25 protein-coding genes and 1 tRNA gene are annotated in these 20,402 nt (G+C 44.1%); 17 read left to right on the top strand and 9 right to left on the bottom strand.

Translation table 11 applies throughout. The annotated features are described in order from the left end of the window. The first annotated feature begins 122 nt into the window (after positions 1-122). Genes AC6EJC_RS03850 through AC6EJC_RS03835 form a run of 4 tightly spaced genes read left to right on the top strand, consistent with a single transcriptional unit; the run spans position 123 to position 4,964 of the window. Positions 123-1,484, top strand: coding sequence for a glycoside hydrolase family 28 protein (locus AC6EJC_RS03850; protein WP_444952810.1), 1,362 nt, complete (start codon positions 123-125; stop codon positions 1,482-1,484). A 24-nt stretch (positions 1,485-1,508) separates the two neighbouring features. After that, positions 1,509-2,393 carry a dienelactone hydrolase family protein gene (locus AC6EJC_RS03845; RefSeq protein ID WP_444952809.1) on the top strand — a complete coding sequence of 295 codons (885 nt, stop codon included), beginning with the start codon at positions 1,509-1,511 and terminating at the stop codon, positions 2,391-2,393. 25 nt (positions 2,394-2,418) lie between these two features. Beyond that, a complete protein-coding gene (locus tag AC6EJC_RS03840; RefSeq protein WP_444952808.1) occupies positions 2,419-3,375 on the top strand; it encodes a pectinesterase family protein in 957 nt (318 codons plus the stop codon). Positions 3,376-3,389: 14 nt separating this feature from the next. After that, on the top strand, positions 3,390-4,964 hold the full coding sequence (locus AC6EJC_RS03835) for a glycoside hydrolase family 43 protein (protein ID WP_444952807.1): 1,575 nt from the start codon (positions 3,390-3,392) through the stop codon (positions 4,962-4,964). Positions 4,965-5,027: 63 nt separating this feature from the next. On the opposite strand, the gene AC6EJC_RS03830 is transcribed toward AC6EJC_RS03835, so the two are convergent. Beyond that, on the bottom strand, positions 5,028-5,915 hold the full coding sequence (locus tag AC6EJC_RS03830) for a LysR family transcriptional regulator (RefSeq protein WP_444952806.1): 888 nt from the start codon (positions 5,913-5,915) through the stop codon (positions 5,028-5,030). Between the two features lie 118 nt (positions 5,916-6,033). Here AC6EJC_RS03830 and AC6EJC_RS03825 point away from each other — a divergent pair, with 118 nt between their 5' ends. After that, positions 6,034-7,059, top strand: a complete 1,026-nt coding sequence (locus AC6EJC_RS03825; protein ID WP_444952805.1) for a YeiH family protein — start codon at positions 6,034-6,036, stop codon at positions 7,057-7,059. 241 nt (positions 7,060-7,300) lie between these two features. After that, entirely contained in the window at positions 7,301-8,845 is a 1,545-nt protein-coding gene (locus tag AC6EJC_RS03820) for a GH25 family lysozyme (protein WP_444952804.1), read from the top strand. 71 nt (positions 8,846-8,916) lie between these two features. Here the strand turns inward: AC6EJC_RS03820 and AC6EJC_RS03815 are convergent, their stop codons facing one another. Further along, positions 8,917-9,183, bottom strand: a complete 267-nt coding sequence (locus AC6EJC_RS03815; protein WP_444952803.1) for a YuzF family protein — start codon at positions 9,181-9,183, stop codon at positions 8,917-8,919. A 168-nt stretch (positions 9,184-9,351) separates the two neighbouring features. Here AC6EJC_RS03815 and AC6EJC_RS03810 point away from each other — a divergent pair, with 168 nt between their 5' ends. Continuing rightward, positions 9,352-9,474: a hypothetical protein gene (locus tag AC6EJC_RS03810; protein ID WP_444952802.1), complete on the top strand. Its 123-nt coding sequence runs from the start codon at positions 9,352-9,354 to the stop codon at positions 9,472-9,474. 189 nt (positions 9,475-9,663) lie between these two features. On the opposite strand, the gene AC6EJC_RS03805 is transcribed toward AC6EJC_RS03810, so the two are convergent. Next, positions 9,664-9,894, bottom strand: coding sequence for an LSm family protein (locus tag AC6EJC_RS03805; protein WP_444952801.1), 231 nt, complete (start codon positions 9,892-9,894; stop codon positions 9,664-9,666). A 112-nt stretch (positions 9,895-10,006) separates the two neighbouring features. Then, complete coding sequence (locus tag AC6EJC_RS03800; RefSeq protein WP_444952800.1) at positions 10,007-10,672, bottom strand: cupin domain-containing protein; 666 nt, start codon at positions 10,670-10,672, stop codon at positions 10,007-10,009. Between the two features lie 460 nt (positions 10,673-11,132). On the opposite strand from AC6EJC_RS03800, the gene AC6EJC_RS03795 reads away from it, so the two are divergent. The 6 genes from AC6EJC_RS03795 (at position 11,133) to AC6EJC_RS03770 (ending at position 15,741) form a co-directional block, all read left to right on the top strand. Beyond that, positions 11,133-11,786 (top strand): cell wall hydrolase, encoded by a 654-nt coding sequence (locus AC6EJC_RS03795; RefSeq protein ID WP_444952799.1) that lies wholly within the window; start codon positions 11,133-11,135, stop codon positions 11,784-11,786. Positions 11,787-11,973: 187 nt separating this feature from the next. After that, positions 11,974-12,324 (top strand): hypothetical protein, encoded by a 351-nt coding sequence (locus AC6EJC_RS03790; protein ID WP_444952798.1) that lies wholly within the window; start codon positions 11,974-11,976, stop codon positions 12,322-12,324. A gap of 33 nt (positions 12,325-12,357) precedes the next feature. Further along, entirely contained in the window at positions 12,358-13,344 is a 987-nt protein-coding gene (locus AC6EJC_RS03785) for a ketoacyl-ACP synthase III (RefSeq protein ID WP_444952797.1), read from the top strand. A gap of 206 nt (positions 13,345-13,550) precedes the next feature. Further along, entirely contained in the window at positions 13,551-14,099 is a 549-nt protein-coding gene (locus tag AC6EJC_RS03780) for a GNAT family N-acetyltransferase (protein WP_444952882.1), read from the top strand. A 132-nt stretch (positions 14,100-14,231) separates the two neighbouring features. Beyond that, the gene (locus AC6EJC_RS03775) at positions 14,232-15,335 is read left to right on the top strand and encodes a glycerol dehydrogenase (protein ID WP_444952796.1); all 1,104 of its coding nucleotides are present in this window, start codon (positions 14,232-14,234) and stop codon (positions 15,333-15,335) included. Positions 15,336-15,525: 190 nt separating this feature from the next. Then, the gene (locus AC6EJC_RS03770) at positions 15,526-15,741 is read left to right on the top strand and encodes a hypothetical protein (RefSeq protein WP_322153707.1); all 216 of its coding nucleotides are present in this window, start codon (positions 15,526-15,528) and stop codon (positions 15,739-15,741) included. A gap of 72 nt (positions 15,742-15,813) precedes the next feature. On the opposite strand, the gene AC6EJC_RS03765 is transcribed toward AC6EJC_RS03770, so the two are convergent. Both AC6EJC_RS03765 and AC6EJC_RS03760 read right to left on the bottom strand, forming a co-directional pair. After that, positions 15,814-16,845: a glycosyl hydrolase gene (locus tag AC6EJC_RS03765; RefSeq protein ID WP_444952795.1), complete on the bottom strand. Its 1,032-nt coding sequence runs from the start codon at positions 16,843-16,845 to the stop codon at positions 15,814-15,816. A gap of 31 nt (positions 16,846-16,876) precedes the next feature. Beyond that, positions 16,877-17,155 carry a hypothetical protein gene (locus AC6EJC_RS03760; protein WP_444952794.1) on the bottom strand — a complete coding sequence of 93 codons (279 nt, stop codon included), beginning with the start codon at positions 17,153-17,155 and terminating at the stop codon, positions 16,877-16,879. A gap of 354 nt (positions 17,156-17,509) precedes the next feature. On the opposite strand from AC6EJC_RS03760, the gene AC6EJC_RS03755 reads away from it, so the two are divergent. The 3 genes from AC6EJC_RS03755 (at position 17,510) to AC6EJC_RS03745 (ending at position 18,318) form a co-directional block, all read left to right on the top strand. Beyond that, complete coding sequence (locus tag AC6EJC_RS03755; protein ID WP_444952793.1) at positions 17,510-17,692, top strand: hypothetical protein; 183 nt, start codon at positions 17,510-17,512, stop codon at positions 17,690-17,692. A gap of 51 nt (positions 17,693-17,743) precedes the next feature. Then, complete coding sequence (locus tag AC6EJC_RS03750; protein WP_444952881.1) at positions 17,744-18,070, top strand: YnfA family protein; 327 nt, start codon at positions 17,744-17,746, stop codon at positions 18,068-18,070. Between the two features lie 95 nt (positions 18,071-18,165). Then, on the top strand, positions 18,166-18,318 hold the full coding sequence (locus AC6EJC_RS03745) for a hypothetical protein (RefSeq protein WP_444952792.1): 153 nt from the start codon (positions 18,166-18,168) through the stop codon (positions 18,316-18,318). A 79-nt stretch (positions 18,319-18,397) separates the two neighbouring features. On the opposite strand, the gene AC6EJC_RS03740 is transcribed toward AC6EJC_RS03745, so the two are convergent. Then, the gene (locus AC6EJC_RS03740; protein ID WP_444952791.1) at positions 18,398-18,589 is read right to left on the bottom strand and encodes a hypothetical protein; all 192 of its coding nucleotides are present in this window, start codon (positions 18,587-18,589) and stop codon (positions 18,398-18,400) included. Positions 18,590-18,716: 127 nt separating this feature from the next. After that, positions 18,717-18,875, bottom strand: a complete 159-nt coding sequence (locus AC6EJC_RS03735; RefSeq protein WP_013311032.1) for a hypothetical protein — start codon at positions 18,873-18,875, stop codon at positions 18,717-18,719. A 237-nt stretch (positions 18,876-19,112) separates the two neighbouring features. On the opposite strand from AC6EJC_RS03735, the gene AC6EJC_RS03730 reads away from it, so the two are divergent. Next, positions 19,113-19,198: transfer RNA gene (locus AC6EJC_RS03730), tRNA-Leu, on the top strand. A gap of 75 nt (positions 19,199-19,273) precedes the next feature. Here AC6EJC_RS03730 and AC6EJC_RS03725 read toward each other — a convergent pair. Further along, positions 19,274-20,155, bottom strand: a complete 882-nt coding sequence (locus AC6EJC_RS03725; RefSeq protein WP_444952790.1) for a site-specific integrase — start codon at positions 20,153-20,155, stop codon at positions 19,274-19,276. Between the last annotated feature and the right edge of the window lie 247 nt (positions 20,156-20,402).

Genomic DNA, 20,402 nt, shown 5'->3' with positions numbered 1-20,402 from the left:
TTGCTGTTGCCCCCAGATTCCTTGAGTGATTTCTTGGATGTTGAAAATCCGGGGGCAGCTTATGCTTTTCCTATACAAATTTTATCTTACATTCTCAAAATATAAAGACAGGAGAGAACGAAATGCAATTGTATAACATTGTAGATTATGGAGCAGTTCAGGATGGTACGACGTTGGCAACAGGGGCGATTGCGGCTGCCATTGAAGCAGCCAGCAATGCTGGAGGAGGAACCGTTTTTGTTCCGTCTGGGACGTATTTGACAGGTGCTATCTTTCTGAAAAGCAATATTGAGCTGCATGTAAGCCCCGGCGCAATTCTTTCCTTTAGTACGGATCTGGCTGACTATCCTGTAGTAGAATCCAGATGGGAAGGCGTTCAGCGGGAAGTACATGCGTCGTGCATTTATGGGCAGAACCTTGTGAATATTTCAGTTACAGGTAGCGGAACGCTGGACGGAAATGGTCAACCATGGTGGGAAAAGCATCGGAATCATCCTGAGGAGTTACAGTATCCGAGACCCAAATTAATCAGCTTTGACCGTTGTCAGCGGGTCACTATTAAAGACGTTATGTTAAAAAATTCCCCAAGTTGGACTGTAAACCCCATCGCTTGCTATAACGTTACGATTGACAATTTGTCCATTCTTAACCCGGCGGACTCCCCCAATACGGATGGCATTAATCCCGAATCCTGTTCCAATGTTCGTATTAGCAACTGCAATATAGATGTGGGCGATGATTGTATTGCGATCAAAGCAGGAACCGAAGATACACAGGAGCGGATTCCTTGTGAAAATATTACGATTACCAACTGTACGATGGTGCATGGACATGGCGCTGTCGTACTGGGAAGCGAAATGAGCGGAGATATTCGTAATGTTACGATCAGCAATTGTGTGTTCAAGCAAACGGATCGGGGCATACGTCTGAAATCCAGACGGGGACGCGGCGGAATCATCGAGGATATTCGCGTTAGCAACATCGTGATGGAGGAGGTCATTTGTCCATTTATTCTGAACCTGTATTATTTCTGTGGACCTCGGGGCAAAGACAAATATGTATGGGACAAAAATCCCTATCCGATTACCGATGAAACCCCGTGCTTTAGACGAATCCATTTTTCCGATATTACGGCACGACAGGTTCATGCGGCTGCTGGATTCTTATACGGACTTGCAGAACAATATATTGCTGAAATTACATTTTCCAATATTGATATTTCTATGGCTAAAAATGCGATTCCCGGCCGTCCGGCCATGATGACAGGAATTGAAGATATGAATAACCGTGGTTTTTATCTAGGTAACGTGAGGGATATTCGTTTTCAACAGGTGACGATTGAGAATCATGAAGGTCCTGCCTTTTATATTGAAAATGGGGAAGACGTTGAAATCAATCGTTGCCATTCGAAGAACACAGCTCAGCCCGAAAAGTTGATAGAACAAGTAACGATACAACCTTCTGAACAAAATGTGATGAAGTAGGAGGGGCGTGAAAGGAGATAAAACGTGGATAAGTTGCAAGCATTGTTGGGAGACCTTCCGGCAGATCGCCCTGTAACGGCAACTCTGCTGAATCAAGAAGAGCGAGAGGGATATCGACTGGAGTGTCTCCTGCTGGACTTGAACGGAATCGAGTCTGTACCCGCTTATGTAGCTACACCCTTAGAAGGGAACGGCCCGTTCCCATTGGTCGTTTTTAACCATTCGCACGGGGGCAATTATACGAATGGACGCAAGGAGCTGATCCATAGCAGTGCTTACTTGCAGCAGCCCTCGTTTGCTACAACCCTGACAGACATGGGGTATTGCGTGTGTTGTATTGACATGTGGGGCTTCAGTGAACGTGGGGGCAAAACCGAGAGCGAGCTGGTAAAGGAAATGCTCTGGCAGGGCCAGGTGCTGTGGGGCATGATGCTTTATGATAACCGTCGTTTGGTGGATTATATGTGCCAGCGTGAAGACATTGATGCTTCCCGTATCGCAACAATCGGCATGTCGATGGGTGGACTCATGGCTTGGTGGATGGCTGCGTTGGATGAACGGATACAGGTCACGGTTGATATTTGTGGACAGGTAGATGCCCATACGCTGATCGCCAAAAGGGGATTGGATCATCATGGCTTCTATTCCTATGTCCCAGGCTTGCTGAAGCATTTTACCACCCTGGATATTCAAAAGCGGATCGTACCTCGCCCACGGATGAGTATAACAGGCCAGAATGATCGGATGTGTCCTATTGAAGGAGTCGAGCATTTGGCAAAAGGGCTGTTGGAAGCTTATCAGGAAGCAGGTCATCCTGAGCATTGGCAGCCTGTGATTGCGGGCGGTGGGCATATGGAGACCTTGGAAATGCGAACGGCGTGGCAGTCATTTTTAGCCGAACACCTGTAAATCAAATGAAAGGATCGGGGTAACCATGCTAGTTGGGAAAGAATCCTTTTGTGATTTCCATACGATCCAGGAGGCGATTGCTGTATTAGAGCAGTCGTCTTCCAACGAAATGGAAACGCTAACTATTTTATCGGGTACTTATGAGGAAGAGGTACGAATTTACCGTTCATATCTTCATATCATAGGCATCGGACAGGTAGAGATTCGAATGGATCGGTACGCTAAGGAGCTGGATGAAGCGGGCGAGGAAATAGGAACCTTTGCGACACCCACTTTATTTGTAGGCGGTAGCCATCTAATTTTGGAAAATCTCACGATTTCCAACACGGCAGGACAGGGAGAAGCCATTGGGCAGGCCGTTGCGGTATACGCCCATTGTGATAAAACCATCTTTAGAAACTGCACCTTTAAAGGGCATCAGGACACGTTATTTACAGGCCCTCTGCCTCCTGCGCCGAAGGAGCGGTTAAAGTTTGGTGGAATCCATTTGAAAGAGCATCATGAGCACTATCGTCAGCTCTATCAGCATTGCTATATTGAGGGTACAGTAGATTTCATTTTTGGCGGGGCTACCGCTTATTTTGAAGATTGCGAGATTCGCAGTTTACGTCATCATGAAAACCAAACAAGCTACGTCACAGCCGCCTCGACGCCGCAAGGACAAGCGTATGGCTATGTATTCAATTATTGCTACTTAACCGCAGAGCCTGATATTACCACGGTTTTTTTGGGGCGTCCGTGGCGGGAGTATGCCAAGACCGTATTTGTCGATTGTAAAATGGGCGATCATATTGATCCACGTGGCTGGGACAATTGGGGTAATACCGCGAACGAGAAAACCGTCTGTTATCAGGAGTATGGCGGACCCGATAAAGTTGCTTCGTTGCGTAAGCAGCGTGTTCCGTGGGCGGATTGTTTTGAAGCGAGAACAGGAGCATGGAGCAAGGAGCAGGTTTTTGACGGAGTCACATTTTGGAAGTAAGGAGAAGTGGTTTCATGATGATCCAAAATCCCATATTAAAAGGCTTTAATCCCGATCCGTGTATTACACGAGTCGAGGATACTTACTATATTGTGGTGTCATCGTTTGAGTGGCTACCTGGAGTACGGGTGTATCAGTCCAAAGATTTGGCCCATTGGGAGCATTGCACGGATATTTTGACGGATCAGGTAGATTTAAGAGGAAACCCGAAAAATTGCAGCATTTGGGCTCCGCAGCTTAGCTATGCGGATCACCTTTTTTATCTGCTCTATACGGATGTGAAAAGCACCAAACGTCCGTTCAAGGACGTTCATAATTTTGTGATGACGGCGCCTACGATTCAAGGACCGTGGTCGGAACCGGTTTATCTCAACAGCAGTGGATTTGATCCTTCTTTATTTCATGATGAGGACGGACGCAAATGGCTGTTGAACGCGTTGTGGGATTACCGCATGTTGGAAAGCAATAAATCTTCGGGTATAGTCATGCAGGAATATGACAGCAGCCAACAACGGCTCATTGGCGAGCCTGTTAAAATTTTTGATTGTACTCCTTTGAAGAAAACAGAAGCGCCTCACATCTATAAGCAAAACGGATATTATTATCTTGTTACAGCGGAAGGCGGAACGGGTACGGGGCATGCAGTTACCGTAGCACGCTCGAAGCAGATATCCGGGCCATATGAAGTAGACCCGCATAACCCGATGCTTACGTCACGTGATCAACTTGATTTCCCGTTACAATGTGCAGGACATGGCAGTCTTGTACAAACACTGGACGGCGAATGGTACATGGCTCATTTATGCACACGTCCGGTGGAGGGGAAATATGCCATTTTAGGGCGGGAAACAGCCTTGCAGCAAGTGTACTGGAATGATGAAGGCTGGCTGCGATTAACCGCTGGGGGCCATACACCTCAACTGGAGGTACCTGCACCTAAAGGGACGTCCTTAGCCAAGCAAGAGCAAGGCTATATTTTTGAAGATTTTTTCGACGGACCTGCTCTAAATAAAACGTGGAATACATTGCGTATACTGGCAGACGATAGCTGGTGTTCATTAAGCAAGCGTCCCGGCTACCTTCGGATTCTGGCTGGAGAATCGATACAAAGTCTGTTCCAACATCATGTGCTTGCCATTCGGCAAACGGATCACCATTTCCGGGTAGAAACAGCACTGGAATATCAGCCTGTAAGTTATTTGCAAATGGCGGGGCTTCTACTATATCTCAATGAAGAAGATTATTTATACGCCTATGTTAGCTATGAAGAGGGACAAGGAAAAGTGCTGCGTATGATGCGCTGTGAGGCCAATACATTTACCTTAGTTCCCCAAGCGATTACGCTTCAGGACGATCTTCCTATACATTTGGCTGTAGAAGTCCATGCATCCCACGGGCAATTTTATTATCGGATTGGGAACGAACCTGCCTGGGCGCGACTTTTTGAAATGCAAAATATCAGCTTTTTATCCGGTGGTTTTACAGGGAATTTTGTAGGTATTGCCGCTCATGACATGCAACAATTTCAAGGAAGCTACGCTGATTTTTCCCATTTCTTATATCATGGTAAGGATCATCTCTCCTCATAAAAATCATTATAGTGATTATGTTGCAAGCACCTTAATCGGTGCTTTTTTCGTTGCTTCTGCACTTTACCTTTTCACGTTATAACCTCGCAAAATCTCCAAAAAAGCGGTGGTTGCTTTCGTCTCAAATACCGTAGAAGGGGTCAGAAAAGAAAATTTCCGAATGACCGGGAGATTACAGATATCCAATATTTTTAATGTCCCCAGAGCAAGTTCCTTCTGAATGACCCATTGGGACAGCAAAGAAATCCCCAAGCCTGCTTCTACAGACTCTTTGATAATCTGTGTGCTGCCAAAATCCATCATATGAGTAGGGGAAAATCGAAGCCGTGCAAACATCTTCTCAGCTGCCTCCCGGGTTCCAGAGCCTTCTTCCCGCAGAATCCAGATGTCCTCTTGCAGCTCACTTAAATCCACTTGAGGTTTACCAGCCAAACGGTGGTTTTGCGGAACGACGATATACATTTCATCATCAGCAAATGATTCAAGGTGTAAATGGTCATGCTGAAATTCTCCTTCAATAATTCCTACATCCAGTTGATTATGCATCACGAGTTTTTCAATTTCCTGAGTGTTGCCGATGGTAATGGAGGGCTGAATGAGTGGATACTGGATTCTCATTTGCGCAATCACATGCGGTAGAACATATTCGCCATACGTGTAGCTTGCACCAATAGACAGGTTTCCTTTTGCCGTATGCAACAGCTCGTCCACCAAATACTGCATGCGTGTATTGAGACGGATAATCTCCTGGGCATGATGATACACAATTTCACCTGCTTTGGTTAAGCGCACATATTTATTACTTCGCTCCAGTAGTCGGGCTCCTACGCTACGTTCCAGCGTTTGAATATATTGACTTACTGCTGGCTGGGTCATGTGCAACACCTCAGCAGCTCGTGTGAAGTTTTGTTTCTCCGCGACCATAACAAATACGATTAAAGATTGGTCCAAAGCCCATTCCTCCAAATTCATCATATCCATTTACTTATTATGATTATTATAACGATTTATTTTTCTTATGACAAAATATATATTAAGCTGGATGTATGTAGAATTGGAGGGATTCACCATGAATAGTCATACACAGCACACCAAATTATTTTCGAACAGAGGGCGATTATTCCAGCTTATATTTGGCATTGTGCTAACGATAATATTTGCTTTGGCAGGCTACGGCCTGAACGAATTGCCAGGATTTCATTATGTAGGTCCATTGGCTTGTGCCATGTTTCTCGCTATTATGTACCGACAGTTGTGGGGATACCCTGAAGCTGTGCGCTCGGGGGTTGAGTTTTCAGCAAAGAAAATACTACGTGGAGCTATTGTGTTATATGGGCTGAAGCTGAATATGGATGTTGTCATTCATCATGGGCTGGGTTTGATTTTGCGTGATGTGGGCACCGTTGTATTTTCCATTTTTTTTACGGTTTGGCTGGCAAAACGTTTCAGGGCAGATGCTTCGCTTTCGCTTCTTCTCGGTATTGGAACAGGAGTTTGCGGTGCAGCAGCGATTGCGGCTGTTTCTCCCTTGTTGAAATCTAAAGATGAGGATACAGCCATAGGAGTAGGACTCGTTGCCTTGGTTGGAACGGTATTTGCCATTTTGTTTACAGTGCTTCGACCGTGGCTTCCTTTGACGGATATGCAATATGGAATCTGGTCGGGCATCAGTTTACATGAAATTGCACATGTGGCCTTAGCTGCAGCGCCTGCCGGACAGGATGCACTTGCAATGGGCTTATTAGCCAAACTGGGGCGTGTTTTTTTACTAATACCGCTCAGCTTTATTTTAATGTATTGGATGAAACGAACCGGAAAAATTCGTACAGATGCTAAAGTGGAGTTCCCATGGTTCCTCATCGGCTTTATGGCTACAAGTATTTTGGGTAGCTATGTTTTTGGAATATATATTGTAATTCCATCTAGTCTGATGAACGGACTTTCCCAAGTTACCACCTTTATGTTAACGATGGCTATGGTAGGCATGGGGCTGAATGTGAGCTTTAAGGCTTTGCGGGAGAAAGCAATGCTTCCCTTACTGGTACTGTCTGTTACTTCGATCATTCTTGTAGGGTTAACATTTTTAACAGTATGAACATGAAGTGTTCGTTTGTGATGAGATTGCTAGTAAACTAGAATAGTAAAAATGGAAAAAGGCTCTGCTTGCTGTATAGCTGGCAGAGTTTTTTAGTGCTTTTGTATGATAAGACTGAAATATATGCTGAACTAATCGTAACTTTTACAACATTATTCGCGTCTATCAAAATGGAGGGTCCTGAGAATCATAGAGTGCAAGATTTTCATAAACGAAAATTTAGAGAATGGTAGGGTACATAATGAAGAAAATTTGTTTATTTATTTTTTTGTCTCTGTTTCTACTAGCATTTCCAGGAAAAAGTCACGCTGCATCTTCAAGTTCACATCTTCAGTTGGACGGTAAAGATATAAGTGTTGGCAAGGGTGTTCAGATTCAAGAAGTAAAGGGCAATGTGCTGGTTCCACTCCGTCTCATTGTAGAGGAATTGGGTTATAGCGTGAATTGGGAGTCCAAGTCAGGGACAATAACTATACATAAGCAAAATCTTAACCTCAGTCTTCAGGTCAACAATCCCATTGCCTCTGTCAATGATCATCAAATGGGATTGGCTGTAGCTCCTATGCTTAAAGGGGGGACGACTTATGTTCCGCTTCGCTTTGTATCTGAACAGACAGGGATTGATGTGACCTGGAACAATGAGCTTAAAACAGTGTTTCTGACGACTCCACCTACTTCAAGCGGGAATAGCAAGTCCTCCCACGACAATTCTGCTACTCAAGCTGCAAGTGATGCAAAAGAGAGTGCGCGTACGGCTATAAACCAAATTAGCTTCACCAATCACCAATTGACTATAACGGTGAATGGAAAAGTAAGCCCAAAAGTAACTACTTTGACTCATGCAGATCGTATTGTTGTTGACATACCTGGTTCACAGTTTTCCGAGGAATTTCTAGCATCGCAATCATTTGACAATGGTGGACAAGGAACTTTTCCAGTGACAGATGATCCAGATGTTTCCCAAGTAAGATATTCCATGTTTAGTACAAACCCCGCGTCGGTACGTATTGTAGTTGATCTTAATAACAGCACACCCTTTCATGTACTCAATGAAGATGATGGTAAGGTTGTTATAGCGTTGGATCAGGAATCGGAGGAGTCAGCATCTACCGAGACTGTTATATCTACCATATCTGTTGAACCTGACATTTCTTCCAACGGACACGCGCAAGGGATTGACGTCTCCCACCATAATGGCAATATTGATTGGCAGCAAGTGGCGGCGGCAGGCAAGACATTTGCTTTTATTAAAGCTACAGAGGGCACAAAATATCAAGATAATCAATTTTTAGTAAATGTTCAGGGGGCCAGAGATGCTAATATCTTGGTTGGCGCTTACCACTTTTTAAACGCAACTACCGCGGATGGGGCTCGTCAGGAAGCTGCTAATTTTGCCAGAGCTATAGATTCAGCAGGAGGCAGGCTGGATCTGCCCCCTGTGATGGATTATGAAAATAACCCCAAAGGTCTTACTCCTGCACAAATTAGTGAAGTGGCTCATGCATTTTTGGATGAAATGGAGAAGCTTACCGGGCGTCAGCCGATCGTATACACGGGAAATGTCTTTGCTTCCAAGTTTGATCCTACATTTTCTATGTATAAACTGTGGGTAGCCCGATACAGCACTACGCAAAAGCCAACCGCAGTTCCAGCTTGGAATAATTGGTGGGCTTGGCAGTACAGTAGCACAGGCAGTGTTCCGGGTATTCGTGGCCAAGTCGATTTGGATGAATACAACGGAACAATAGATGAACTCCGTGCTTCACTGGCAGGAGAGCTTGATTAGCAGGATCATGTCATGATCAATCCTCGCGAATCCGGAACAGGATCTGCGAGGATTTTTAATGTCTGATTTGTTTAGTTGGGCATGATCCATACGATTTCGCAGATTCGGACAAAGAATTTTTTCCCGTATACATCTAAAATGACATGGTCGGGCTTACAATCCACTACGCATCCATCAATTCTGCCACGTGTTGTCTCAAGTACAACGTACTTGCCGATCACCGATTTTAATGTTTCTACGACGTACGGATCTACAGGGTGCACCACGACATGGTGAGAGGTAGGATGGTGAGGAAAAGGTTGATTGGTGCTGTAATTGAACGCTTGATTTGAATTCAATTGCTTCACTCCTTCAAGATTAGTTGTGATATCTTATGCTCCTGCCCAGGAAGGGTGTAGCTAATTCCTATTAAAGAAAATATTTATAACATTACCGGAAAGCCCGGTCCATAGGAAAACTCAATACATAAGCTATGTTGTACCTTGAATTGAAGGAGGAAATGATCCATGAGTGAATGTGAAAGAGGTGGCGGTTCAGTAGGGGGCTACCCAGGAGTTTGGACATCGACAGGAGCCATCCTGGTACTGTTCATTTTGCTCGTTATCATTACTAAGTCTTTATGGGTCTAAGTTAAATTGAGTTACTTAACCCCTCATCGGTATATAACCGATGGGGGGTTAAGTATTTTAGAGGATGGATCGTAGGATAAAACACCCCAAATAACAGCGTACAAGCCCTACACAAACTGTGCCGGGCTGGGCAGCTGTCATATGAGGTGCATTGGTATCTATAGACAGGAACGGACAATGGATCAGGGATTAAATTAAAGCAATCGCCAGCAGGGTGAACAGGCTCAAAGTTAAGATTTCATTACCATACCCGTAGTAAGGATAAAAGGCAGACGTTTGTACACGTCCGTTTCGTTCAGTTTTTAAGTACACATTATTACGATCCACATCCATAATGGTTCCTTCGTACTGTTTTCCGTCAATGGTGAGAATACGCACTTTTTTATTCATGCAGTTCAAACAGTTGTAATAAGCGTCCATTCCATCACCCCCTCTTATACATTGGCATTTTATGAGAGGGACGGTCTTATGGTAACGGCGAACATACAGAGAAGAGGTATTCCCTCGATCTTAAGGACTGAATAGGGTTAGCCTATTCTTGATAGGGATTAAAGGAGAAGCCAGGATATCCATTGGTATAGGCGTAGCCTCTTTGGGGGGCGACCTGATGGTGTGCTGAAGTATCGGCAAGCCTTACATGTATCCCAGGTTTTCGGGGGGGCTGCTGCTTGCAGTCATTGGGAGGACCGATGATGACAGACTTTTTAATAGGGGAGAGCGCTTCCTGAAGCTTATTCTCATCCAGGCAGTAAGTATGAGCCAGAATGTTAGTTGGCGTTAGCCGCAAAACGTCGGAGCCCAGAATGAATTCAGGGATCGGAGTATTAAAAATCGTTAACAAATGAGTGTTGTCCATCGTGGCGACCAGATAATGCCACCATCCCTGAGGAACGCTAGCCACTTGGCCAGGTGTGATCGGAAAATGTCGTAACTCGCGGGTGAAGGGGTTAATCAGTGACACGGTTACTGCTCCAGAGATGCAGTATACCAGTTCTGTGGCATTTTGGTGATAGTGAGGCTCCACAACATTAGCAGTGCTGAGGCGAATATCCAGTAGCGATACATTTGCCAATGTATTCAGCTGCTGGATCGACAGCTCGTTGATCGAGTTTTGAGCATCCTTCTGAAACAAAACATTGTCGCTTAAATCATAGGTGAATTGTACAGTAGGAGAGGTGTAATCCATATATGAATTCACGCGTCGTTTCCTGCCTTTCTGTTATTCGAAATTTGATGATTGTACGCTACTCTATGCATTCGCCTATGTATGTGTGCACGGAAATCTGATTTGAAAATAAGTAGATGTCAGGTTCAGGTCCCAGGTAAGTTGAAACGAAAAATAGCGAAAAAAGTCACGTATTCAAGTGTAGTCAAAACATGATCCATTGCTTCTAATATACGTCAGCCCTTTAGGGATGGCGTTTATTAGCTTGGGTATTCTTAGGACCAGAGCCGGATGATACGTAAATGCGGCTTGTGGTATACTGCAACGGACGTGTGAAAAGCATCATTTGTCCGATTCCGTATGTAGCCACGCATCATTTCCGCAGCTAGGCATTAGTTATTGCACAAGAAACATCATCGGATAAACGTCCCTGAGTTGTACAGGCCGGAATGGTTGCACCGGACAGAACATGAAAGAGGAGGTTGTCTGGAATATGAAAAAATTATCTATTTTAATCCTGTCCTGCGCATGTATGTTGGGTACTGTATTGTCAGTCGCACCAGGACAAGCACAAGCACAATCGTCAGCTTTGAAGAAAGGGGTTCAAAGCGAACGGGTGCTGGAGCTCCAACAGCAGCTTCATTCGCTTGGTTATTTCAAAGCTGGTTTTACTGGGTACTATGGCTCTCTGACCAGCAAAGCGGTTGCTCGTTTTCAACGGGATAACGGTCTGACACCTGATGGAGTAGCCGGAGCCGCTACACAAGCCAGGCTGGATTCCTTCGGTGAGGTGCGTGTAACCGCGCTGGATCAACTGGCCCGGATCATTTATTCCGAGGCGCGCGGAGAATCGTTTGAAGGACAAGTGGCTGTCGGCGCTGTCGTATTAAACCGTGTGCAGTCCGGCGAGTTTCCAAGCTCGATCCCGGACGTTATTTTGCAGCCTGGCCAGTTCACTGCTGTACAGGATGGTCAATACCGCCTGAAACCAAACAAGACTGCGTACCGTGCAGCCAGACAGGCACTTAATGGTGCTGATCCGACCAATGGGTCCTTGTTTTATTACAACCCAGCCATTGCCACAGCCAAATGGAGTAAAAATCGTCCGGCTGTCATCTCGCTCGGTCGCCATACGTTTACGAATTAATTTCACATGAGAATACACAAATTGCCAGCCGTCAGTTGCTTCTTCTAGGAGCAGTGACGGTTTTTTTGTGTATTCACAAATTTGTAATATTTTAGTGGTGATTTATATAGTTTAATATTAAAAATTCTACCTATTATTCCGATACTCTTAATAGACAAAAAAATGAAATCAAAGGAGTCTTTCTAAAATGAGTCAACATCCTTACACCATCGAAGTAGATCAAGCCATTAAAACGGTACATATGGCGGTGAATGGAGTTTTTAGCCAGGAGGAGTATGATAGCTTTGTAAAAGATTATGCAGCCAAAACTTCATCCATTCAGGCGTCCAGCTATACACTCAAGGTAGACTGTACCCAGATGGCACTTTTGGGTCCGGGGGAAGTAGAGAAACTGAAGGGCTCTTTTGTACGTTATAAAGAAACTGGCTTTGCCAAAGTAATTTTTGGCATCAGCCTTCAACAAACGATTATTAAAATGCAGCTCGGTCGCGTAGCACGTGAAGCAGGATTAAACAACGTAGATATTGTTGTACAATAATGCTCTGACGTATGTGTAAGGGGGAAACTGCTGATGAGCCATATCAAAATAAAAGCACTGGGTGTGTATCATCCGTCCCATTCGTTGGATAACGAATATTATGTTCGCCATTTTGACGAGCGGGGTAAAGATATTCGACGCTTCATGGAGCATATGGGCAGAAAAACGCGTTACATCATTGATGACCCGAACGAAAACGGTCTAACAATGGGAATTGCAGCTGCACAAAAAGCGCTGGAACAAGCCAGTATGACAGGCCGTGATGTGGATATGATCGTGTTTTCCACTCAAGTTCCAGAGTCGCTGTTTCCGATGAATGCATTGTTTGTTCATCAGGCGATTGGGGCCAGACATGATGTGGCCGTGATGGATTCCAACGCGAATTGTGCAGGGATGACGGTGGCTGTCGATCAAGCCAGTCGGTCGATGTTGTCTAATCCCGATGTGCGGACTGCGCTTATTATCGGTTCGGATTATAATTCACTCATTTCCGGTCCCGAGGATGAGATTACTTATGCGAACTATGGAGATGCTGCATGTGCGGCTATTTTGGAGCGTACAGAAGAGGATACCGGATTTATAGATTCCATGTATTTTACGGACCCAGTCAATATAGATAAAATTTTGTACCCGGCTCAGGGGTTAGCGGCGACACTACAAAGGAATGCCCCCGGAAAATATATTCAGTGGCTTCCGTTCGATGCCAATATGGCCCTGCCCCCAACATTTGATCTGCTTGAACGCATTTTAAAGAAGAATGGGCTGGCGCCTCAGGATGTACGGGCTTATTGTCTGTCTCAGTTCTCATTGGCAAATGTGTTGAAGATTCAGGATCACTTGGAGCTGGAGGACGCCCAAATGATTTATGTGGGTGATCGTTATGGTTACACAGGTACCAGTAGCCCGTTCATTGCTTTATATGAAGGTATCGAATCTGGTCGTATCCGGCGTGGTGATTATGTGCTGTTCTGGACGATTGGAGCTGGATATCAACTGGTTGCTATGCTGTTTAAATATTAGGAATACGAAGACCTTGCAGCCGCAAGGTCTTTTTGTGTATCACACAAAGATAATTGTAATTATTATTATTTGATTGTGTTATGTTTGATTGTTTTGTAAAATTTAAACATTGAATTCATAGGGAGAGCTTATATTGCGGACATCTGATAGCATGACAGTTATGATGAAAAAAATGGCACACAATTCATAATAGGAGCTGAAGGGTCATTAAGATCGAAAATTTATTTTACGGGGAACGAATAAAACTTGCCGCAGTTAGGGAAGAAGATGCCGAAGTGATGTTCAAATGGGGTGAGGATGCGAAGTATCTGCGAAATGTAGATACGGATTTGGCGCTCCCTTATACGTTGAAACAGATGGAGTCAGAAGGATCTCCTAGCTCTAACGAGGTCTATTTTCGATTAAGAACATTGGCAGATGATGTCTTGATCGGATTTGTTGCTATTCACGGGATTGAGTGGAATAATCGAAGCGGGCAGCTGGCAATTGGTATAGGTAATACGGACTACCGTGGCAAGGGCTTTGGGGCAGAAGCTGTACGTCTCATTCTTCGTTATGCGTTTTATGAGTTAAATTTAAATCGGGTCGGTTTGGATGTAATTGAGTACAATACACAAGCGATCCGTACCTATGAGAAGGCAGGTTTCCAGCTTGAGGGCAGAGTTCGTTCCGCTGTTCTTCGTGATGGCAATAGTTATGATCGTATCATGATGGGCATCCTGTATTCTGAGTGGAGCTCGACTGTTCAAGTATAATAGATACACAATTTGTTCATAAAATATTCCATAATAAGCCTTTTAATAAAGTGAAAAGAGGTTTATAGTTAAAGGGTCACATGCCCAAATAGTGTTAATTTGGGTATGAGTCAAAGCTGAGGAGGAATTTACATGACAAACGTTGTAAGGTCCGTCACTTCACCCAAGAAATTTATTTCTGGACAAAATCTGCTCTCATCGTTAAATGACTACATTAAGGATTATGGCGATAAAGCCTTTGTTATTTGTGATGAGTTCATACTTGAAAGGGCCCAAAAGGAGGCAGGTGCTTCGATTGAAGCAGCTGGTAACCAGGTGGTCTTCGAGAAATTCCAATATGAATGTACAAAAGAAGAAATTGAGCGTAACCGTGAATTGGTGCATAAGCATGGCTCAAACATCATTATAGGGATTGGCGGCGGTAAAACGCTGGATACCGCCAAGGCAACCGCTTATTATGAAAAGCTGCCTGTCGTTATTTTCCCAACGATTGCTTCTACGGATGCCCCTTGTACCGCGCTTGCGGTCATTTATAAGAAGGATGGCTCCTTTGATGAATATCTGTTCCTGCCTACGAATCCAGACGTTGTACTGGCGGATACAGGCATTCTGGCAGCAGCACCTGCGCGTTTCTTTGCAGCCGGAATCGGTGATGCACTGGCAACTTATTTTGAAGCCCGTGCTTGCTATCAGTCCAACGGGGACAACCTGGTTCTGAATAAGCCTTCCACCACAGGACTGGGACTTGCTCGTCTTTGTTATGATACGTTGCTGGAAAATGCTGTGAAGGCCAAACGTGCCGTGGATCGTAAAGTATATACTCGTGCGGTGGAGGATACGATTGAAGCGACCATTTATCTGAGCGGTGTCGGTGCAGAATCAGGTGGATTGGCAGCGGCACATGCCATTCATAATGGCATGACGGCTGTTCCTTCGCTTCATAAAGCACAGCATGGTGAGAAAGTTACATTCGGCTTGTTAACTCAGCTGGTGCTGGAAAATGCACCGAAAGAGGAACTGGAAACCGTGATTAAACTGGTTAAGGATGTAGGTCTTCCATTGACGCTTCGTGACTTGGGTGTAGAGGAATTTGTTGAGGCTGAATGGCGCCAGGTGGCTGAAGCTGCTTGTGCATCGAATGATACGATGGTCAACATGCCGTTCCCGGTTAGTCCTGCTGACGTGTACAATGCAATCATTGCAGCGAATGCGATAGCAGAATCCTATCAAGAATAGTTTCTTCCTAAATCACGAAAATGGGTTTACAAAAACGGGTCTGTCACATCACTGGCAGGCCCGTTTCGTTTATGTGCACAATCATGTGAAATGAAAGAAGGGTACCAGGGACTTATATCCTATCTTGTTCTAACCGATATTATACATGTAACAGGGAAATTAGGTTAGTTACACAGCAGGAGGAGATTTGATGTTGGTACATGGTAAAACACGTAGGGGCAACTTGTACATCCATATGTCAAGCGGTTTTCACAAAATTGGGGATTATCGGGAAGAATATTCCGTAGCACCGGGTGATCGGCTGATGTCTAGACTGACTAAGCGGATCTATACCATCGTATCCGTACATCTTGGTGAAGAGGCGTATGCCGATATTGATCTGGAAGAAGTAATTAGAAATAGTTAAGGGCTTGATTGGGTTTTATTATAAAAAGCTTCAACCTCACTCATAGAGCGAAGTCGAAGCTTTTTTGTTCTTTCAGCGGAAGGACTCATGGAGAAGTTCTCGTGTGATAATATTGTTTTGATTCATAAAATATCTGATCGCTGTCTGAGAATTGGTTGCAGACAGTTCCTTTCCCCATGTCATGGCATAGGCCCAGGCGGGCTGATTTTGCAACACCTTTGCACTCGGTAAAATATTGCTTTCCCCAATTCCGATAGGCTTACCCTGTGCAAGCTTTAGCAATTCGGTGTAATAGGAGGATTTGTAATCATTGTTGTAGATATCGGCTGCGAGAATATCGACTCGATGAATACCTGGAAAGGTTCGATTATAGGGAGTACTATATGCGTTCGGAGCATTGGGACTCCATACCCACAACAGGTTATCGAGATGATGGACACGTGCGAACCGATCATACATCAGATCCCACAGTTTGGCGTAATTTTGCTTGTTCCCCCACCAAAACCAGCTGCCGTTCATTTCATGATAGGGTCTCCATAAAACAGGCACATCCGCGTCTCGTAAGGTCTTAAGGGACAGAGCCACCTCGTCCAGATCGTCGATCAGTTGTTTATATTGCGGGGTACCCGGCGTGATGTAACGATTGAACTCAGCTTGAGTAATTTTGGCTTGCACGTTCTTCCACGTTTTGGATGTGCCCGGTAGCGCTTGATGAAAGGTGATAGCTACGATCCCGCCGTCCTCACTCCATCGAATAGCGCTGTCCACAACACGCTGCCGCTGTTCTCGTAAGGCAGTACTGGATTGATTGGCCAATCCCCCAAACTCATAGCCGTGAAGCCCTGCGTATTGTCCACTGATTTGTTGTAGCTTGTTATTTTGTTCATCCGGTGCCTCTAAGTAATCATGCTGCCCGGAGATTAGCATACCATCCGGTACATTGGAAAGGTAGGTAAGTAATTGCCTGGCTTTGGCAGAGGCCTGAACATTAACCGGCGGGGCGGCATCGGCAATAATGAACGATTGCTGAGAGCCGCTGAAGAGTAAAACAAGCATTAGCAGTAGCACCCTCTGTAACCAAAAGCGTGTTGAGTGAGATTTCATGGCGCTCCTCCTTTGATGCATGGTAATGGGATTAGTATTTTTCTTTTTGTTTTCTAAGCTGTATACAGGCGCTAATAATAATCACTAGCAGACTAATCATGGCCCACCCATTGAGTTCCTCTGAGTATATCCAGCTGTTCCATACAAGGAAGCCTAAAATTAAAACGAGCAAACCCATTGTAAGATACATTTTGGTTTGTGCTGGACGTTTGGTGCGTTTCGAAACCAAATGTATGATGCCCAGAACGATAGCTGCCTGAAATAAAAATATGCCCATGATCATTAAACTAGCTATAAAGATTGGGGACATCGGTATCCTCCTCCTGGATTTACAAACAGAATATGCAGGTTGTAACCGGGATGTGGATTCTTGGATGTTAATTTTATTACAAGGTGAGTAAGCAGTTGTGCTCTGGTTACGCTCTTGAACAAGTTGAATAAATTATACCATAACTACCGTCCTGCAATGAAAGGCGTCTAAATACCCACTCTACCTTAATTCGACATCATACTTTATATTCAGTGAAATATCGACACCCGGATGTACACTTCATAAATATGAAGGTGCATTCGGAAATATGCGGTAAGTATAAGCACACAAGCAACACGAAATTGACGGAAAAGTTTGGTATTATTAAAGTGGATTGAAAAGAAGGCCGTTCACATGAATGAAGAAAATAGACCATTCTCTAGGCCAGCAGATGCTGAAGGAGCCAAATCGAACTTTGATGTCAATCAGCGAAAGCTTCACTCCGAGGGAGATCCTAGCTTATGGCGTCAGGTCAGCAATCTGCTTATTCTGGTTGGCGTGATTGCATTGATTATCATTTTAGGTCGAGTGCTCTAATGAGATATCCAAAAAAATCGAAAAGATTCAAAGAATTAGGGATGTGAAATGGTGTTAAAGGCAGCTTTACTTTTTATTTTGGCTGGCATTGCTGAAATTGGAGGAGGATATTTGATCTGGCAGTGGCTACGTGAAGGGAAGACATGGTATGTCGGACTTTGCGGTGGAGTGATTTTGGCTGTGTATGGAATCATTGCTACCTTTCAGGTTTTCTCCTCTTTTGGGCGTGTATATGCAGCATACGGAGGTGTCTTTATTGTTCTTTCCATTGCATGGGGCTGGTGGATTGATAAAAAGACACCCGACTTGTACGATTTCGTTGGTGGATTGATTTGTTTGATCGGTATAGCTGTAATCCTGTTTCCGCGATCAGGATGATAGGACGAAAAACCCTATTTTATTTTCAAAAACACGACTATAGGTCTACAAAAATAAGCTTCATATTCCGAAATAGAACTTAAGGAGGGGGTTCTATGAACTGGAATCAAATGAAGCTTAGATTGAAATTTGGTAATGCTGTGCCAAAGAGTGAAGGTAATTTCTCTTTTGGTATCATGTGTGGACTCTTGATCAGCATTGTGTTGTGGATCTCGATTATTGGCTGGATTATGCTTCTTTTCAAGTGATTTTACGAAATCACTATACATATTAAAAGTAAATAAATTAAAGGCTGGTTCAGTAAGCCTGTGTCCTATTACTCATGCTTTATTTTGTAAAATCGTTACGCAGCTTGTCGATTCCACGACCTACGGCTTCGTCGATCATGTCGGTAGCAGCAGGTGTATCGGCATCGGTGTCAGGAATGCGATCGAATCCGGGCTCGCGCTCGCCTAGGGATTGTTTATGTTCGATTTGATCGTCAGTACGATTCTTTTCTTCGGAGTTATTTTTTCTCATAGCACATCACAGCTCCTTTTTAGGTGTATTTAGATTCTACATTTTACATAAACGCTTATGCTCCAGACTAAACGTTGATAAAAATAAAACCGGGAAGGATTAAATCCCGCCCGGCACTTCCCAAACACTAGCGATGCTCAATCAGATCAATCGCTCCCAGAACAACATGAGCCAGTCCGAAACCGAGAATGCCTGTAGCTGCAAGTTTGTACTTACTGCTCAGCAACACAGCGCCTGAAGCCGATACTACCGTTCCTAGAACAGCTGGAATCATACCTTCACGCATTCGTAACACCCCTTCTGGTAGTTTGGAAAGACGTTTATTAGTGTAATTCAAATGACCTGAAGTTATTCAAAAAGAGAATTTTATTATTTTTTCAAAAAAACACTTTACAATTCGATAAAATTGTCGTATTATATGTTGGTGCCCAATTGAACGACATTTACATAACGAGAACAATAAGCAATGTTTCTCTGATACTTGTAAGACAAGTAAGTGTAAAAATAACGTTCTTAAATACATGCCGGGGTGGCGGAATTGGCAGACGCACAGGACTTAAAATCCTGCGGTAGGTGACTACCGTACCGGTTCGATCCCGGTCCTCGGCATAATGGGTTAATCTGAAATCCCTTGATATATAAGGGGTTTCTTTTTTTTATAGGGTTTGAATTACAATACCTGATTTACTTAGATCGATTGCTTTTTTCACCTTTGGGGACGAATTGGGGACGAACTTTAGGATCGAAGACGTCAAGGTGTGCTGTCGTTTTACGACTGAGCTTCTTGGTGACGTGAGCATAGGTATCTGAAGTCACCTGAGATGTTGAATGTCGCAATCGATGTTGAATCTCCTTGATAGATGCTCCCTGGCCAAGCAAATACGTTGCATTTGTATGGCGGAGACCATGAAGTGATACATTACGGAAGCCGTGCCGCTCACACCAGTTTTTCCACTGCTGGGACGGCGTTGTATGGTAATAGGGTTTTCCTGTACCTGAGTGAAAAACAAAGTTGCGATCCCCGCCTTGCCATGTCCCATTTGCCTTTGCCTCAAACCTTAGTTTACGCATACCTTTAACATGGACGGCCAGTTCCTCTATATACCATTGTGGCATATCTACATAATCGTTAGATGCTTCATTCTTGGTATCTGTAATGTCCGCCTGGCCATTTTTGGTGCTTGAAATGCTCTCGTCAATCCTCAATCTGTTGTTTTCAAAGTCGCAATCGTCTTCGTCTAAAGCAATTAACTCACCGCGTCGGAATCCTCCCATTATCGCCCCCAAGAAAAAAAGTCTCCATTTAGAGTCTGTATAAAGTAATTTATCAATTACCTCGACTGCCTCATCTTCTTCAAAGTAATTTTTGCGGTCTTTGCGGGCCTTTTTATCCTCTTTGCTAATTTGTGGACGTTTAACACCTTCCAGGGGATTTTTGGTCAGTACACGCCATTCTACAGCTCGTTGGAATATGCTATTTGTTACATCGTAAGCATACTGGATTGTACGCGATGCAAGAGTAGACTTTGTCCCTTTTTTATCAACACGGGCGCCGGGCTTTCTCATAAAAACACATGCTGTCCTTTTTCACCTTAAAATAATCAATCATTAACAGATAATTTTGTATTTACTTAGCCATTATTCCAGATTTTACTGAGTTTTCAGGAATATTAACTGTCTCATTTAGATTGTATAATCAGTCTCAATTGATGTTATAACCCACAACAACCGTTGGTAAATGAAGTAGGGGTTGCTGTATGCAGAAATACCTTGTAAAAACGCTCAGCAAACAGCAAAATGAAAAAAACACATA

It is taken from the genome of Paenibacillus sp. TY11, from assembly GCF_059772165.1.
The sequence above is the reverse complement of the archived record's forward strand: the minus strand, read 5'-3'. Positions and strand labels throughout refer to the sequence as shown.